Below are 15,127 nucleotides of genomic sequence, written 5' to 3' on the forward strand. Positions count from 1 at the left end.
ACCTCCGGTCTAGCATCGCCAGGTGCGCTACGACGACAGCCCCCCGCCCCCAGAGTCCGCCTCTTCGGTCAGCCCGGACCGGCCCTGGTACGTCCGCCGGTCCACCCTGGTCGTCGCGGTCGCCGCGCTCGCCCCGGCCTGCCTCGCGGGGTGGGTCCTGACCGAGGTGCTCGGCGGGGGCGGGACCGACGATTCCCGCCCGCCCCGGATCGTGATGCCGCTCGTCTCGCAGACTCCGGCCGCGGCGGCGGGCCCGGGCGCTGCCGCGAGCGGTTCCGCCAGTGCGTCCCCGGGCGCGAGCGCGTCCGCGAGTACGGACACGAACACCGCCGCGGGCAAGTCCCTCGCCGGCCGCGTCGTGGTCATCGACCCCGGCCACAACACCGGCAACTTCAAGCACACCACCGAGATCAACCGCCAGGTGGACATCGGCACCAACCGCAAGGAGTGCGACACCACCGGCACCACCACCAACTCCGGCTACATGGAAGCCGAGTTCAGCATGGACGTCTCCCGGCGTCTGCGCACCGTCCTGGAGGCCAAGGGCCTCAAGGTGGTCCTCACCCACGAGGCGGGCGCCGAGCGCCCCTTCGGCCCCTGCATCGACGAGCGCGCCCGCATCGGCAACGAGGCCCGCGCCGAAGCCGTCGTCTCCGTCCACGCCGACGGCGTCTCGGCCGGCAACCGCGGCTTCCACGTCATCCTCCCGGCCAAGGTCAAGGCCAAGAGCGCGGACACCGCGCAGATCGTCGAGCCCTCCCGGATGCTCGGCGAGCGGATCGCCGGGAACTTCGCGCGCACCACCGGTTCGGCCCCCGCCAACTACCTCGGCGGCGGAACCGGATTGGTGGTCCGCGACGATCTCGGCGGGCTGAACCTCTCGACCCGTCCCAAGGTGTTCATCGAATGCGGCAACATGCGTGACGCCAAGGACGCGGCGCAGCTGTCGAGTCCGGAGTGGCGGCAGAAAGCGGCCCAGGGCATCGCGGACGGTATCGTCGGGTTCCTCGGCGGGTAGTCCCCTCGGGACCGCCTTCCGGGGCGGCCCGCAGCCCCGACCCTCTCGGTCGCGGTGGACCTCCGTACCATGGTGCCGCCCGCCCACTCCGTCATGGCGTGCGACCACGGCACCACGAGACGACGAGACCGAGAAGGACACCTAAGACGTGAACATCCGCTCCCTCACTCGAGGCGACGGCGTGGTGATCGGAGCAGCGGTGCTGCTGTTCATCGCCTCGTTCCTCGATTTCTATTCCGCCACCGGTGTCTCCACCCCGAGCGTGTGGGACACCGACTCGTACCACCTGGCGCTGCCCAGCATCTTCCTGCTCGCCTTCATCGCGGTCGGCCTGCTGGTCGCCGCCCGGCTCCAGCCCGCGGGCCGCCAGCTCCTGGGCCTGCCGTTCCAGGCCTGGGGCACCGTGCTCGCCGTCGCGGCCGCCTGGTCCGCGCTGTGGGCCCTGATCACCTGCCCGCGCGGCATCGACCTGGGCGCGGGCGCGGTCATCGCGTTCCTCGCGACCCTGGCGCTGGCCGGCGTGACCCTGTTCGGCGAGAAGATCCCCGCGCTCGCCGGCCGGCTGGTGCCGGACCCGAAGCCCGCGGTCGCGGCCGTCCCGGCGTACGGTGGCCAGCCCCAGCCGGACGCCGGCTACGGGTACCCGGGCGGCCAGGAGCCGCAGCCGTACGGGGCCGCCCCGCAGCCGGTCCCGCCCTACGGCGGCTCCCCGGAGGCCGGCGCGGCCCCCGCCCCGCAGGACTCCGGTCCGGTCCCGGCGGCGGACTTCACCCCGTTCTGGTTCGCGGTGCCGGTGGCCCGCCCCCTCTTCGCGGAGGACGGCAGCCCCAACCCGATCGCGGAGCTCGCACCGGGCACCTGGTACCTGGCCGTGGAGCAGCGCGGTCCGGCCACGCTGATCGCCCAGACCCAGGACGGACGTCGCGGCGTCCTGAACGACACCTCGGGCATCCAGCGCGGCTGACCCGCGCGCGAGCCTGCGCAGAGCCACAGCGGCCCCCCGCCCTTCCGGGCGGGGGGCCGTTGCCCTACAGTCACCTGACGCATCGTCAGATATGGCTGACCCGGCATCGCGCCCGGCATCGCGGAGGGGACCGTACATGCGCCTCGGACTCGCACTCGGCTACTGGGGCCGCGGCCCCAACCCGGACCACCTCGACCTCGCCGCCGAAGCCGAGAACCTCGGCTACGACTCGGTGTGGACCGCCGAGGCCTGGGGCTCGGACGCCTTCACCCCGCTCACCTGGATCGCCGCGCACACCTCGCGCATCCGCCTGGGCACCGCCATCGCACAGATGGCCGCCCGCACCCCGACCGCCACCGCCATGCAGGCCCTGACCCTGGACCACCTCTCCGGCGGCCGGATGATGCTCGGCCTCGGCCTGTCCGGCCCCCAGGTGGTCGAGGGCTGGTACGGGCGCCCCTTCCCCTCCAGCCCCCTCACCGCGACCCGCGAGTACGTGGACGTCATCCGCCAAGTCCTGCGCCGCGAGGCCCCCGTCGCCCTGGACGGCCGCTTCCACAGCCACCCGTACCGGGGCTCCGACGCCGCCGGGACCGGCAAGCCGCTCAAGCCCATCACCCACCCGCTGCGCGCGGACCTGCCGGTCCTGCTCGGCGCGGAGGGCCCCAAGAACATCGCCCAGACCACCCGCATCGCGGACGGCTGGCTCCCCCTGTACTGGTCGCCGACCCGCACCGACGTCTACCAGGCCTCGCTGACCGACCTCCCCGAGGGATTCATGATCGCCCCGATGGCGCGGGCCAAGGTCTGCGACGACGTCGCCGAGGGGCTGCTCCCGGTCAAGGCGATGCTCGGCTTCTACATCGGCGGCATGGGGCACGCGGCCCGCAACTTCCACGCCGACCTCATGGGCCGGATGGGCTACGAGGAAGAGGCCCACCGGATCCAGGAGCTGTTCCTCGCCGGGCGCAAGGAGGAGGCGGTCATGGCCGTTCCCGACGCCTTCGCCGACGAGATCTCCCTGGTCGGCCCCCGGGAGCGGATCGCGGAGCGCCTCGAACTGTGGCGCAAGGGCCCGGTCACCGACCTGCTCGTGACCGCCCCGGACCCGCACACCCTGCGGGTGCTGGCGGAGCTGAACTCCTAAGGGCTGTCCCGGGGCGTCTCGGGGGCGGGCTCGGTGTCCGGCTCCGGGTCCGCTTGCGGCAGGTCGGCGATCAGTTCCCGCAGGTCCAGCGGCATCACGGCGATCTCGATGCTGCCGCCCTCGTAGGTACAGGTCACGATCCGCGAGCCGGGGTTGATGGCGATCCCTTCCTTCACCGAGGGCACCCGCACGCCCGTGGCCCGGCCGCCGGTGAGGAGCACGGGCTCGCCCCGGCCGGGCACCCAGCGGGCCGCGCCCTGCTCCGCGTACACCCGGCCGCTGCGCCAGCGGCCGGCTCCGGCGGGCTCGCGCGCCATGCACGGGATCCCGGGCACCGGCCCGCCGGCCAGCCGCTGCCGGTGCCTGCGGCGCATCAGCCAGCCGGTTCCGGCGGCGGCCCCGGCGAAGAACACGTACTCGATCACCCGCCCATTGAAACAGGCCGGACCGGAGCAATCCGGTCCGGCCTGTTTCCGTGGGCGTGCGCCGCGCCCGGTGGGGCCGGGAAGCCCGCCGCGCCACGGCGCCCTCCAGGGGCGCGGAGACGGCGCGGCCGGCCAGGGACGGCCGGCAGCCCGCGTACCGTACTTCCCGCGGATCGCTCAGCCGGTCAGCTCGCCCGCACTCGGGACCTTGTCGGTCACCGTGGCGCCCGCACTCTGTCCGGCGTCCTTGACACCCTTGATGACGTTCTCGAAGGAACTGATGTCGGCGTCGCCGGCGTCGCCCTTGCGCAGCTTGGAGCCGAGGCCCTTGAGGGAATCGATGCCGGCCGTCAGCGGTCCCATGGCCTTCGACAGCAGCGGGTCGCCCTTGGCGTTCTCGCTCGCCGCCTTCAGCCGGTTGTACGCGAAGGCGCCCGCGAGGCCCGCCTTGATGAGCGCGAAGGTGCGGCCCTTGGTGCCCTTCTTGAACTTGCCGGCACGGTACGGCTTGACGATCCACTGGTACGTGGCGCCTGCCGCGAGCCCGGCGTTGGCGACGAAGCGCGTCTTGGCGAACTTCTGCTTCTCTTCCGTGCTGCTGGCCGACGGCGTGGCGGCGGCCGCCTCCGCGTCCTCGGCCGACGCCGCCGCGTCGGCCTCGGCGAACGCGGCCATGGCCACCGTGACCTCGTCGCTCTGGCTGCTCGCGGTGTCGTTGCCGCCCGAGCCGCAGGCGGTGGCACCGCCCAGCAGCGCGCAGGACAGCAGAACCGCCGTGAGGGAGCGACGGAATCGAACGGTTCGGGTGGGTAGGGACACGGGTTGCCTCCGGGGACTCAGGGGTCCCCCGCAGCCTGACCCGGGTCACGCAGCTGTGCCACCTGGGGGACCCGTTCGGGTTTACCCGGCCCAGGGGCGGCAAGACGCGCACCATGCCCACACACACGCGAGTACACGCCCGAGGAAGTAGTCAGGCAGGCCGCGCCGTTGCGGTCGTGGCGGACGTCATGGCCTTCGTGATCGCCCTGTGGATCCTGCTGTACCTGCTGGACGCCAACCAGGGCAACGCCCTGGTGGACTTCATCCACGACGCGGCGAGCTGGCTGGCCGGCTGGTCCTACGACCTGTTCACCTTCACCCGCGAATGGGTCCAGGTGGTGGTCGGCTACGGCATCGCGGCCGTCGCCTACCTGGTCATCGGCCACGCCGTGGCGGGCCGGCTGTACCGCCGCTAGGGCGTGTTTCAAACGTAGCGGAGGGCGCCCGGAGGGCGCGGCCCGCGACGTCTGGTGCCGCTAAAACACGCCCTGGCCGTCGGCCGGCATGGCCCGCCGCTCGCCCCCCGGCGGACCGGGGGACGGGGCGTGCTCAGTTGCAGCAGTCCGGCTCCAGGCCGGCCGGCAGGGTCAGCCCGCCGAAGACGACGCCCGTGGCCTCGTCCCCGCCCAGCGCGGCCACCGCGAGGAGCAGCGAGCCCGCCGTCCAGGTGGTCTGCTCGACGGGCCACACGGCCCGGTCCTTGAAGACGTACCCGGTCCAGTACATGCCGTTGTCGGCCCGCAGGTGACCGATCGAGCGCAGGATCTCCAGCGCCCGGTCCGACTCCCCCGTCGCCCAGAGCGCGAGCGCCAGTTCGCAGGACTCCCCGCCCGTCACCCAGGGGTTCGGCAGTACGCACCGCACGCCCAGGTCCGGGACGACGAACTCCTCCCACCGCTCCTCGATCCGCGCCTTCGCCGCCGTACCGGTCAGCGCACCGCCCAGGACCGGGTAGTACCAGTCCATCGAGTAGTGGGACTTGTCGAGGAACCGCTCCGGGTGGCGACGTATCGCGTGCCCCAGCGCGCCCGCGGCCAGCTCCCAGTCGGGCTGCGGATCGCCCCGGTGCTCGGCGATGGCCAGCGCGCACCGCAGGGCCTGGTGGATGGAGGAGGACCCGGTCAGCAGCGCGTCGCGGACGGGCTCGCCGGACGGCTCGCGCTTCCAGCCGATCTCGCCGCCGGGCTGCTGGAGCCGCAGGACGAACTCCACGGCCGCGTACACGGCCGGCCACATGCGGTCGAGGAACGCGTCGTCCCCGGTGGACAGGTGGTGGTGCCAGGCGCCGACGGCGAGGTACGCGACGAAGTTGGTCTCCCGGCTCGCGTCCTGCGGCTCGTGGGTGTCGACCCCGTCCTCGCGGTCCGCGTAGGCGGCGAACCAGGAGCCGTCCTCGTTCTGGTGGCGCACCAGCCAGTCGTACGCCCGCTCGGCGGCCTCGTGCTCGCCCGCCGCGTCGAGCGCCATGGCGGCCTCGGTGTGGTCCCACGGGTCGAGGTGGTGGCCGCGGAACCACGGGATCGCCCCGTCCGCGCGCTGCGCGGCGAGGATCCCCGCGACCGTGGCGGCGGCCTGATCGGCGGTCAGTACGCCGTCAAGGACCAGGTGCTCGGGTGCGGTGCGCCCGGGCGAGCTCACTTCTCGGCGCCCGCGGCCGCGCCCACGGGCAGGTGCGGCTTGGTCGCGTAGGCGACGAAGCTCTTGCCGATGACCGGGTTGAGGGCCTGCTCCGCGAGGCGGGTGAGCGCGGGCTTCTTCATGATGTCCCAGACCAGGAGCTTGTGGTACGCCTTGACGGGCAGCGCCTTGTCGTTGTCGACGCCGAAGGCGCACTTGAGCCACCAGTACGGCGAGTGCAGGCCGTGCGCGTGGTGCGTGCCGTACGGCTTGAGGCCGGCGGCCTCCATCTTGCCGAGCAGCTCTTCGGCCTTGTAGATGCGGATGTGGCCGCCCTCGACCTCGTGGTAGGCGTCGGAGAGCGCCCAGCAGATCTTCTCGGGGCCGTAGCGCGGCACGGTGATGGCGATGCGCCCGCCGGGCTTGAGGACGCGGACCATCTCGGCGAGGACGCCCTTGTCGTCGGGGATGTGCTCCATCACCTCGGAGATGATGACGACGTCGAAGGAATCGTCGGGGAAGGGCAGCGCGAGGGCGTCGCCCTCCATGGCGGTGGCGGTGGCGCCGGCCGGGGCCTCGCCGGCCTCCTTCATCGCGGCGAACCACTTGGCGACCTCGCGGATCTCCTCGCCGTTGCGGTCGAGGGCGACCACCTGGGCGCCTCGCCGGTAGCACTCGAAGGCGTGCCGGCCTGCGCCGCAGCCCAGGTCGAGTACGCGGTCGCCTGCTGCGAGCGGGAACCGGGAGAAATCGACGGTCAGCACGTGGTCCTGCCTTCGCGGTCGCGGGGGTGAGAGGGGAACTGCATCGGACGGAAGGTGAAGGTCACCGGGTACCGCGGCTACGGGAGGCGGTCGCCGCCTTCGAGTCCGCCGCGCCCTTCGCGGCCCGCTCGATGGCGGCGCGGTAGTGCACGACGGTGCCCTCGGCGGCCTTGGCCCAGGTGAAGCGGGCCAGCACCCGCTCGCGGCCGGCGGCGCCGAGCCGGGCGCGCAGCTCGGGGTCGCCCAGCAGCCTGCCGAGGGCGAAGGCCAGGGCGCCCGCGTCGCCGGGCGGCACCGCGAGGCAGGTCTCGCCGTCGGGGCCGGCGACCTCGGGGATCGCGCCGCCGGTGGTGGCCACCAGCGGGGTGCCGGTGGCCATGGACTCGGCGGCGGGGAGCGAGAAGCCCTCGTAGAGGGAGGGGACGCAGGCGACCTGCGCGCTGCGCACCAGGTCGACGAGTTCGGCGTCGGTGATGCCCTTGACGAAGCGGACGGCGTCCTGGAGCCCGTACGTCTCGATCGCGCGGGCGACCAGGCCCTTCTCGGCGCGCTTGCCGACGACGACGAGGTGGGCGTCGGGCTGCTCGGTACGGAGCTTCGCGAGCGCCTCGACGAGGTGGACGAGCCCCTTGAGCGGCACGTCGGCGCTCGACGTCGTCACGATCCGTCCGGGTACCTCGGCGACGGAAGCGTCGGGCGACCACAGGTCGGTGTCTGCGCCGATGTGGACGACGTGGATGCGCTCGCCCTGGACGCCGAGGTGGTCGGCGATCTCCTGCTTGGAGGAGCCGGAGACGGTGAGCACGGACGGCAGGCGGCGGGCGACACGTCCCTGCATGCGCGTGAAGCCGTACCAGCGCCGGACGGACGCGCGCTTCTTGCGGTCCTTGGCGGCGGCCAGGTCCAGCTCGCGGTCGACGGTGATGGGGTGGTGGATGGTGGTGACCAGCGGAGCGCCCAGGCCGCCCAACAGCCCGTAGCCGAGCGTCTGGTTGTCGTGGATGACGTCGAACTCACCGGCGCGGGCGGCCAGATGGCGCCGGGCGCGCAGCGAGAAGGTCAGCGGCTCGGGAAAGCCGCCGGTCCACATGGTGGCGACCTCGACGGCGTCGATCCAGTCCCGGTACTCGTCGCGCTTGGGCGTGCGGAACGGGTCGGGGCTGCGGTAGAGGTCCAGGCTCGGGAGCTCGGTGAGCGTCGCCCCGGTGTCGAGGACCGGATAGGGCTGCGCGCCGATCACCTCGACGGAGTGGCCCAGCTTGACGAGCTCGCGCGAGAGGTGCCGGACGTAGACGCCCTGGCCACCGCAGAACGGGTTCCCCTTATAGGTGAGGAGCGCGATCCGCAACGGGCGGCTGCCGTCGGCGGGGGAACCCGTGAAAGGGCTCGTCACCATGGCCTCAGCAGTCACTCTCGGCCCCCTTCTCCCTGCACTTTCGCCGGAGCGTAACCGCTCGGATAATGTAGAACAAGTTTCAGACTTGATCCGTTGAAGACCATTGAATCTACCGGCCGGAAACCACACCGTAAGAGGGGTGGCAGGTGATTCGCGCCACGGCTCGGGCGCCTGCCATGCTGGGCGCGGAGCAGCCCCCGCACTACCCCACCCGCACAAACGTGGAACGCCTTGGAACGGGACAGATGACAGCGGAAGCGAAGGCCGTGACCCCAGCCGTCACCACACCGGCGTCCCCGCCCCTGACGGAGCGCCAGGAGGCGCGTCGCAGGCGAATCCTGCACGCCAGCGCCCAGCTGGCCAGCAGGGGCGGCTTCGACGCCGTCCAGATGCGGGAGGTCGCGGAGTCCTCCAGCGTCGCGCTGGGGACCCTCTACCGCTACTTCCCCTCCAAGGTGCACCTGCTCGTCGCCACCATGCAGGACCAGCTCCAGCACATGCACACGACGCTGCGCAAGCGCCCGCCCGCCGGGGACGAGCCGGCGGCCCGGGTCGCCGAGACCCTGATGCGCGCCTTCCGCGCACTGCAGCGGGAACCGCACCTGGCGGACGCGATGGTGCGCGCGCTGACCTTCGCGGACCGCAGCGTGAGCCCCGAGGTGGACACGGTGTCCCGGCTGACGACCGCGATCATCCTGGACGCGATGGGCCTGGACGCCCCGCCGACGGCGGAGCAGCTCTCGGCGGTCCGGGTCATCGAGCACACCTGGCACTCGGCGCTGATCACCTGGCTGTCGGGCAGGGCGTCGATCGCCCAGGTGAAGATCGACATCGAGACGGTCTGCCGCCTGATCGACCTCACGGCGCCGGGGCCGACACCCCCTGGAAAGGCCTGATTCCGCCGGTCGCCCCGGTCCTCGGCGCCGCCCCTACCCGTCGGTCCCTCCTTCACCGGGCGAGGTTCGGCCCGGTGGCAGTCGCCGGAGTGTCACACGTTCCGTAACGCGGAACGGGGCCGGGGCTACTCCTGGGGCTCGTCCTTGAGCAGGTCTTCCATCTCCGCGTCCGTGAAACGGCCCTCGCACGCCTGTTCCGTGGCCATGAAGGACAGCATGTCGGGCATGCCCATCCCGGAACCCTTGCCCGCGGAGAAGTCGTAGCGGCGGGCGAGCACGGTCCAGCCCTGCTTGGTCAGCACCGTCTGGGTGAGCATGTCGTGCCGCAGGCGCTCGCCGGCCTTCCAGCCGCGCTGCTGCAGCGCCTCGACCGTGGCCTCGTACGCCTTCCCCGGGTCGGGCATCCGCTCCATGCTCTGCCAGGGGGCCGTGCAGGCCAGCAACTCGGCGCGGCGCTTGTCCGTGGCCGTGGCCGTGGCCGGGTCCACCGGTGACGGGGCCGTGGTGACGGACTCCTTGGGCTGGTCCAGCCCGGCCGCACCCGTCGCGGCGGTGACATCGGCCGCGGCCTGTTCCTTGCCGAAGGCGCCGGCCGGCGCGGCGGAGCCGGTCGGCGACTTCGCCTGGGCCGACGCCGATGCCGACGCGTCCGGGGCCCCCGCGGGGGCAGCCTTCTCGCACCCCGTCACCAGCAGCGCCCCGAGCACCGCCCCGGACACCGCCCCGGCCTTCGTCCAACCGATCCCGCGCATACCGTTCCCCACCGTTGCCATGCCGCCGGGTCAGGTGCGCCGGGCGGTCGTCGCAGGAGTCTCACACGGGCCCGCCGCACACGGGACGGCCGGTGCCCGGACCGCCCGGGGCGGGGCCCCGGGCGGTCCGGACCCGGACTCACTCCTCCGGCGGGAACACCGCCTCGCCGCTGCCCAGCATGGTGATCATGATGGCCTCGACGGGGCAGCCCTCCGCCGCCGTGAGGACCGGCTCGTTCGCGTCCGTCTCCACCGCGCGCGGGTGGGACTGGCGCGCCGAGTCGAGGCTGAAGCCCTCCGGGGCGTGGTTCACGCACATCCCCGAGCCGATGCAGACCCCCCGGTCCACTTCGACGTGCCACCGGTCACCCATCACGCACCGGCCGCGGGGGGTTCGTACCCGGCCGGGAGGTGGATCATCTTGTGCTCCAGGTACTCGCTCAGCCCCTCGGGGCCGAACTCCCGCCCGACTCCGCTGTTCTTGTAGCCGCCGAACGGGCCGAGCATGTCCAGGCTGAAGGTGTTCACGTTGAAGGTGCCGGTGCGCACCTGCCGCGCGAAGTCCACGCCGTGCTCGACGTCCCCGGTCCAGACGCTGCCGCTCAGCCCGAACTCCGAGTCGTTGGCGATCCGCACCGCCTCCGCCTCGTCCCCGTACGGGATCAGGCAGACGACCGGGCCGAAGATCTCCTCGCGGGCGATCCGCATCGAGTTGTCGACGTCTCCGAAGAGGGTCGGCTCCACGTACCAGCCCTGGTCCATGCCCGCCGGACGGCCGCCGCCGGAGAGGACCTTGGCGCCCTCCTCCTGGCCGATCCGGATGAAGTCGAGCGAGCGCTGCTGCTGCCGCTTGGCCACCAGCGGGCCGAGCTGCGTCGCGGGGTCCATCGGGTCGCCGACGACCAGCGCCCCGGCCGCGGCGGCGAGCGCCTCGGCGATCTCCGCGTAGCGGCTGCGCGGGGCGAGGACGCGGGTCTGGGCCACGCACGCCTGGCCGTTGTTCATCCAGGCCGCCGGGACGATGCCCGCGATGGCGGTGTCCAGGTCGGCGTCCGGGAGGACGACGGCGGCGGACTTGCCGCCGAGTTCGAGGGTGACGCGGGTGAGGTTGCGCGAGGCGACCTCCATGACGCGCCGGCCGGCCCCGACGGAGCCGGTGAAGGCGACCTTGTCGACGCCGGGGTGGCCGACCAGGTACTCGCTGACCTCGCGGTCGGCGGGCAGGATCGACAGCACGCCCTCGGGCAGCCCGGCCTCGCGGGCGATGTCGGCGAGGATGTAGGAGTCGAGCACCGCCTCCGGGGACGGCTTGAGGATGACGGTGCATCCGGTCAGCAGGGCGGGCGCCAGCTTGGCGGCGGCGACGAACTGCGGGACGTTCCACGGGATGACGGCGGCGACGACGCCGACCGCCTCGCGCCGGACGAGGATGTTGCCGAGGACGCCCTGGCGGTACTCCTCGTAGGGGTAGGACCGGGCGACGGTGATCGCGGCGTCGTAGACCATCATCGGGCCGAGCGCCTGGGCGAGGATGCTCCAGGAGTACGGGGACCCGTTCTGGGAGCTGATCGAGGCGGCGATCTCCTCGTGGCGGACGGCTATCGCGTCCTTGATCCGGGTGACGACGGCGATCCGCTCCTCGAGCGAGGTGCGCGGCCACGGGCCTTCGTCGAAGGCCTTGCGCGCCACGGCCACGGCCCGGTCGACGTCCGCCTTCGAGGCGTGCGGGACGCTGCCGATGACCTGCTCGGTGTGGGGCGAGACGACCTTGATCGTGTCGGAGCCCAGCGGATCCGTCCACTCCCCGCCGATGAACAGTTGTCCGTGTTCCACGAGCTCGGTCATGGCTGATGCCTCCTGCGGCTTGGCGTTCCAGAACTGATACCAGTTCTAGTTCTAGGAGTCCACGGCGCTGACCGAACCGCCTCGCCGGATACTCCGAAGATCCAACGACTAGTCAGAACGGCCTGGAGATGGTCGACTTGGGCGACTATTGCAACATGTTCTCGTTAGACACGGCCTTGTGAGAGGGGAGCCCTTCATGGCAGAGGACACCGCACACGACGCGCCACGGGACACGTCGGGCGTCACACCCCACGTCACCGACCACGGCGGCGGCGTGTGGGCAGTCAAGGTGCCCATCCCCGACAACCCGCTCGGCCACACCCTCGTCCACGTCCTCGACACCGACCGCGGCCCGGTCCTCATCGACACCGGCTGGGACGACCCCGAGTCGTGGGACACCCTCGTCGCCGGCCTCGGCGCCCTCTCCATCGCCGTCGCCGACGTCCACGGCGTGGTCATCACCCACCACCACCCCGACCACCACGGCCTCTCCGGCCAGGTGCGCGAGGCCTCGGGCGCCTGGATCGCCATGCACGCCGCCGACACCGAGGTCGTCGTCCGGACCCGCTCCTCCGAACCCGGCGTCTGGTTCGACTACATGAGCGAGAAGCTGGCCACCGCCGGAGCCCCCGAGGAACACATCGCCCCGCTGCGCGCAGCCCGCGCGAGCGGCCGCATGCGCACCCTGCCCGGGCTGCACGCAGCCGTCCCCGACCGGGAGATCGTCCCCGGCGAGCTGCTCCCGCTGGCCGGCCGCAAGCTCCGGGCCATCTGGACCCCCGGGCACACCCCGGGCCACGTCTGCCTGCACCTGGAGGAGAAGCACCCGGCGGACCTGCCCGGCAACGGCCGCCTCTTCTCCGGGGACCACCTGCTGCCGGGGATCTCCCCGCACATCGGCCTCTACGAGGACCCGTCCTCCGAGCTGGTCACCGACCCCCTCGGCGACTACCTCGACTCCCTCGAACGCATCGGCCGCCTGCGGCCCGCCGAGGTGCTCCCCGCCCACCAGCACGCCTTCACCGACGCCCCGGGTCGCGTACGGGAGCTCCTGGACCACCACGAGGAGCGGCTGACCGGGCTGTGGGAGCTGCTCGCCGAGCCCCTGACCCCGTGGGGGCTGGCCGAGCGGATGGAGTGGAACAGGCCCTGGGAGCAGATCCCGTACGGCTCCCGCAACATCGCCGTCTCGGAAGCGGAGGCCCACCTGCGGCGGCTCGTGAAGCAGGGACGCGCGGAGGCGGTACCGGGCAGCGACCCGGTCGCGTACCGCGCCCTGTAAGGGGCACCGGCGGGCGGCACCACCCGGCACGCGGGCTACGGGCCGGTAGAGTATGGGCGTCGTCCACACTTGCGTACGGGGGGAAGCCGGTGCAATTCCGGCGCTGACCCGCAACCGTGACCCTCCCTCGGCACCGCCGGGGCGGGGAGCCGGAATGCCCCGTGCGCAGGTGCGCGGCTCGTGCCGCCGGGTCCTCCGGCGGCCGGCACCGTCGAGGTAAACGGAGCCGGAGCCCGGTGCCAGCCTCCGCTGTGCTGCCTGCCTCCGGGTCCCCAGCACGAGAGGCACCCGCCCCGCCATGAACGTCCGCCGCAGCGCCGCCACGCTCGCCGCCTCCGCCGTGCTCTGCGTGGGCGCCGCCCCCGCAGCCTTCGCCGACGTCGCCTCGCCCTCGCCGGCGCCCGCCGTCCCCTCCGGTCTCTTCGGCAAGAACGACCCGACGTACGACGGGGTGTGGCGGCAGTCGTTCGCCCTCCTCGGCCAGCACACAGCCGGCGTCAAGCCCGCCCCGCAGGCCGTCGACTGGCTCGTCGGCCAGCAGTGCGCCGACGGCTCCTTCGCCTCCTTCCGTGCGGACGCGGCCGCCGCGTGCGACGCGAAGACGATGCTCGACACGAACGCCGCCGCGGTGGCCGTGCAGGCGCTGAAGACCCTCGGCGGCCACGACGCGGCGGTCAAGAAGGGCGCGGACTGGCTGAAGTCCGTCCAGAACGAGGACGGCGGCTGGGCCTACGTCCCGGGCTCCCCGAGCGAGGCCAGCTCCACCGCCGTGGTGATCAGCGCCCTGGCCGTGGCGGGCGAGAAGCCGGCCGACGTCAAGTCGAAGGCGGGCAAGTCCGCGTACGAGGGCCTCCTCGCCTTCCAGCTGGGCTGCTCCGCCGAGCCGGCCGCCGACCGGGGCGCCTTCGCCTACCAGCCGACGGCCGACGGCAAGCTCCCCGCCAACGCCGACGCGACGGCCGCCGCGGTCCTGGCCGGCCTGGCCACGGGCCCGCTCCTCGCCCCTTCCTCCACGGACACCCCCGCGGCCGCACTGGCCTGCCCGGCAACCGCCGGCGACCCGGCCGCCGCAGCCCAGGGCGCGGCCGGATACCTGGCGCAGGCCCTGCGGAAGGACGGCCACCTGACCGCCCTCACCCCGGGCGCCGACCAGCCGACCCCGGACATCGGCAACACCGCCGACGCGGTGATCGCCCTGGCCGCGGCCGGCCACAAGCAGTCGGCGACGGGCGCACTGGAGTGGCTGAAGTCCCACTCGGCCGAGTGGGCCAAGGACAGCCCGGCCGGCCTCGGCACCCTGATCCTGGCCGCGCACGCGACCGGCACCGACCCGAAGTCCTTCGGCGGCACGGACCTGGTGGCGGCGCTGAACGCGACGGGCCCGGCGGCGGAGAAGGAGAAGGACAAGGAGAAGGGCAACAAGAACGTCTGGTGGATGATCGGCGCGGGCGCGGCGGCCGGCGCGGGCATCGGCATCGTGCTGAGCGGCCGCCGGAAGAAGAACCAGCTCTGATGCGCGGCCGCCGCCCGACGCCTCCGGCCCTCGGCCTGGGTCTGGGCCTGGCCCTCGCCTTCGCCCTCACCCTGCTGGCCGCTTCCCCCGCTCTCGCCTCGACGTACCGCTACTGGTCGTTCTGGGACGCCGCGGGCGGCCAGTGGAAGTACGCCACCCAGGGCCCCTCCTCGCTGCGACCGGCGGACGGGTCCGTGCAGGGCTTCCACTTCGTGGTGAGCAAGGACGCGGCGGACCAGGCCGCCCCGCCGCGCACGGCTCCCGACTTCGCCGCGGTCTGCTCCGCCACCTCCCCGGTGGAGGGCAGGAAGCGGATCGCCGTGGTCGTCGACTTCGGCACCCCGGCGGATGCCCCGGCGGGCGACGCCCCGCCGCAGGACGCTCCGCGCACGGCGTGCGCGCAGGTCGGCCCCGACGCCACGGCGGCCGAGGCACTGGCCGAGGTGGCGAAGCCGCTGCGCTACAACAGTGCCGCGCTGCTGTGCTCGGTCTCGGGGTACCCGGAACAGGGTTGCGGCGAGCCCATCGCGGACGCCGCCCCCGGCGCGTCCGACGGCACCCCGTCGGTAGGCCTCCTCGCGGGCATCGCCGCGGTAGCCGCCCTGGCCGCGGCCGCCCTCTGGCAATCCCGCCGCCGCCGCTCCCGATGACCCCCACCCCGGCAGACCCGCCGAGCCCGCGCCCGGCAG

Annotated in this window: 16 protein-coding genes and 1 riboswitch; of the genes, 8 read left to right on the plus strand and 8 right to left on the minus strand. The window is 73.0% G+C overall.

Translation table 11 applies throughout. The features are described from left to right. The first annotated feature begins 22 nt into the window (after positions 1-22). The 3 genes from J7F03_RS23275 to J7F03_RS23285 all read left to right on the plus strand — a co-directional run bounded on the left by J7F03_RS23275 (position 23) and on the right by J7F03_RS23285 (position 3,129). Complete coding sequence (locus tag J7F03_RS23275) at positions 23-1,018, plus strand: N-acetylmuramoyl-L-alanine amidase (RefSeq protein ID WP_214952463.1); 996 nt, start codon at positions 23-25, stop codon at positions 1,016-1,018. A gap of 148 nt (positions 1,019-1,166) precedes the next feature. After that, positions 1,167-1,982, plus strand: a complete 816-nt coding sequence (locus J7F03_RS23280) for a hypothetical protein (protein ID WP_214952466.1) — start codon at positions 1,167-1,169, stop codon at positions 1,980-1,982. Positions 1,983-2,118: 136 nt separating this feature from the next. Beyond that, a complete protein-coding gene (locus J7F03_RS23285) occupies positions 2,119-3,129 on the plus strand; it encodes an LLM class F420-dependent oxidoreductase (RefSeq protein ID WP_214952468.1) in 1,011 nt (336 codons plus the stop codon). On the opposite strand, the gene J7F03_RS23290 is transcribed toward J7F03_RS23285, so the two are convergent. Together J7F03_RS23290 and J7F03_RS23295 are read right to left on the minus strand one after the other, a co-directional pair. Continuing rightward, complete coding sequence (locus J7F03_RS23290; protein ID WP_214952470.1) at positions 3,126-3,554, minus strand: hypothetical protein; 429 nt, start codon at positions 3,552-3,554, stop codon at positions 3,126-3,128. The genes J7F03_RS23285 and J7F03_RS23290 overlap by 4 nt on opposite strands. Positions 3,555-3,731: 177 nt before the next feature. Further along, entirely contained in the window at positions 3,732-4,373 is a 642-nt protein-coding gene (locus J7F03_RS23295; protein ID WP_214952472.1) for a hypothetical protein, read from the minus strand. A gap of 113 nt (positions 4,374-4,486) precedes the next feature. Between J7F03_RS23295 and J7F03_RS23300 the strand changes: the two genes are divergently transcribed. Next, the gene (locus J7F03_RS23300) at positions 4,487-4,789 is read left to right on the plus strand and encodes a hypothetical protein (RefSeq protein WP_214952475.1); all 303 of its coding nucleotides are present in this window, start codon (positions 4,487-4,489) and stop codon (positions 4,787-4,789) included. 133 nt (positions 4,790-4,922) lie between these two features. Here the strand turns inward: J7F03_RS23300 and J7F03_RS23305 are convergent, their stop codons facing one another. The 3 genes from J7F03_RS23305 to J7F03_RS23315 form a co-directional block, all read right to left on the minus strand. Next, a complete protein-coding gene (locus tag J7F03_RS23305) occupies positions 4,923-6,011 on the minus strand; it encodes a prenyltransferase/squalene oxidase repeat-containing protein (protein WP_214952478.1) in 1,089 nt (362 codons plus the stop codon). Then, on the minus strand, positions 6,008-6,754 hold the full coding sequence (locus J7F03_RS23310) for a class I SAM-dependent methyltransferase (protein WP_214952480.1): 747 nt from the start codon (positions 6,752-6,754) through the stop codon (positions 6,008-6,010). The genes J7F03_RS23305 and J7F03_RS23310 overlap by 4 nt, the downstream gene beginning before the upstream one ends. A gap of 61 nt (positions 6,755-6,815) precedes the next feature. Continuing rightward, positions 6,816-8,165: a glycosyltransferase family 4 protein gene (locus J7F03_RS23315; protein WP_214952481.1), complete on the minus strand. Its 1,350-nt coding sequence runs from the start codon at positions 8,163-8,165 to the stop codon at positions 6,816-6,818. A gap of 230 nt (positions 8,166-8,395) precedes the next feature. Between J7F03_RS23315 and J7F03_RS23320 the strand changes: the two genes are divergently transcribed. Continuing rightward, on the plus strand, positions 8,396-9,046 hold the full coding sequence (locus tag J7F03_RS23320) for a TetR family transcriptional regulator (RefSeq protein WP_214952483.1): 651 nt from the start codon (positions 8,396-8,398) through the stop codon (positions 9,044-9,046). Positions 9,047-9,171: 125 nt separating this feature from the next. Here the strand turns inward: J7F03_RS23320 and J7F03_RS23325 are convergent, their stop codons facing one another. From J7F03_RS23325 to J7F03_RS23335, 3 genes are all read right to left on the minus strand, one after another. After that, positions 9,172-9,798: a hypothetical protein gene (locus tag J7F03_RS23325; protein ID WP_214952485.1), complete on the minus strand. Its 627-nt coding sequence runs from the start codon at positions 9,796-9,798 to the stop codon at positions 9,172-9,174. Positions 9,799-9,937: 139 nt separating this feature from the next. Continuing rightward, positions 9,938-10,171 (minus strand): ferredoxin, encoded by a 234-nt coding sequence (locus tag J7F03_RS23330; RefSeq protein WP_214952488.1) that lies wholly within the window; start codon positions 10,169-10,171, stop codon positions 9,938-9,940. Further along, entirely contained in the window at positions 10,171-11,643 is a 1,473-nt protein-coding gene (locus J7F03_RS23335; protein ID WP_214952490.1) for an aldehyde dehydrogenase, read from the minus strand. The genes J7F03_RS23330 and J7F03_RS23335 overlap by 1 nt, the downstream gene beginning before the upstream one ends. Before the next feature lie 196 nt (positions 11,644-11,839). Here J7F03_RS23335 and J7F03_RS23340 point away from each other — a divergent pair, with 196 nt between their 5' ends. The 3 genes from J7F03_RS23340 (at position 11,840) to J7F03_RS23350 (ending at position 15,088) form a co-directional block, all read left to right on the plus strand. Then, a complete protein-coding gene (locus J7F03_RS23340; protein WP_214952491.1) occupies positions 11,840-12,925 on the plus strand; it encodes an MBL fold metallo-hydrolase in 1,086 nt (361 codons plus the stop codon). Between the two features lie 79 nt (positions 12,926-13,004). Then, a riboswitch (cobalamin riboswitch) is annotated at positions 13,005-13,085 on the plus strand. Between the two features lie 138 nt (positions 13,086-13,223). Continuing rightward, positions 13,224-14,438 carry a prenyltransferase/squalene oxidase repeat-containing protein gene (locus tag J7F03_RS23345; RefSeq protein ID WP_214952494.1) on the plus strand — a complete coding sequence of 405 codons (1,215 nt, stop codon included), beginning with the start codon at positions 13,224-13,226 and terminating at the stop codon, positions 14,436-14,438. Next, positions 14,438-15,088: an SCO2322 family protein gene (locus J7F03_RS23350; protein ID WP_214952496.1), complete on the plus strand. Its 651-nt coding sequence runs from the start codon at positions 14,438-14,440 to the stop codon at positions 15,086-15,088. The genes J7F03_RS23345 and J7F03_RS23350 overlap by 1 nt, the downstream gene beginning before the upstream one ends. Positions 15,089-15,127 lie beyond the last annotated feature (39 nt).

This window comes from Streptomyces sp. ISL-43 (genome assembly GCF_018614195.1).
In the GTDB taxonomy this organism is placed as follows: Bacteria; Actinomycetota; Actinomycetes; order Streptomycetales; family Streptomycetaceae; genus Streptomyces.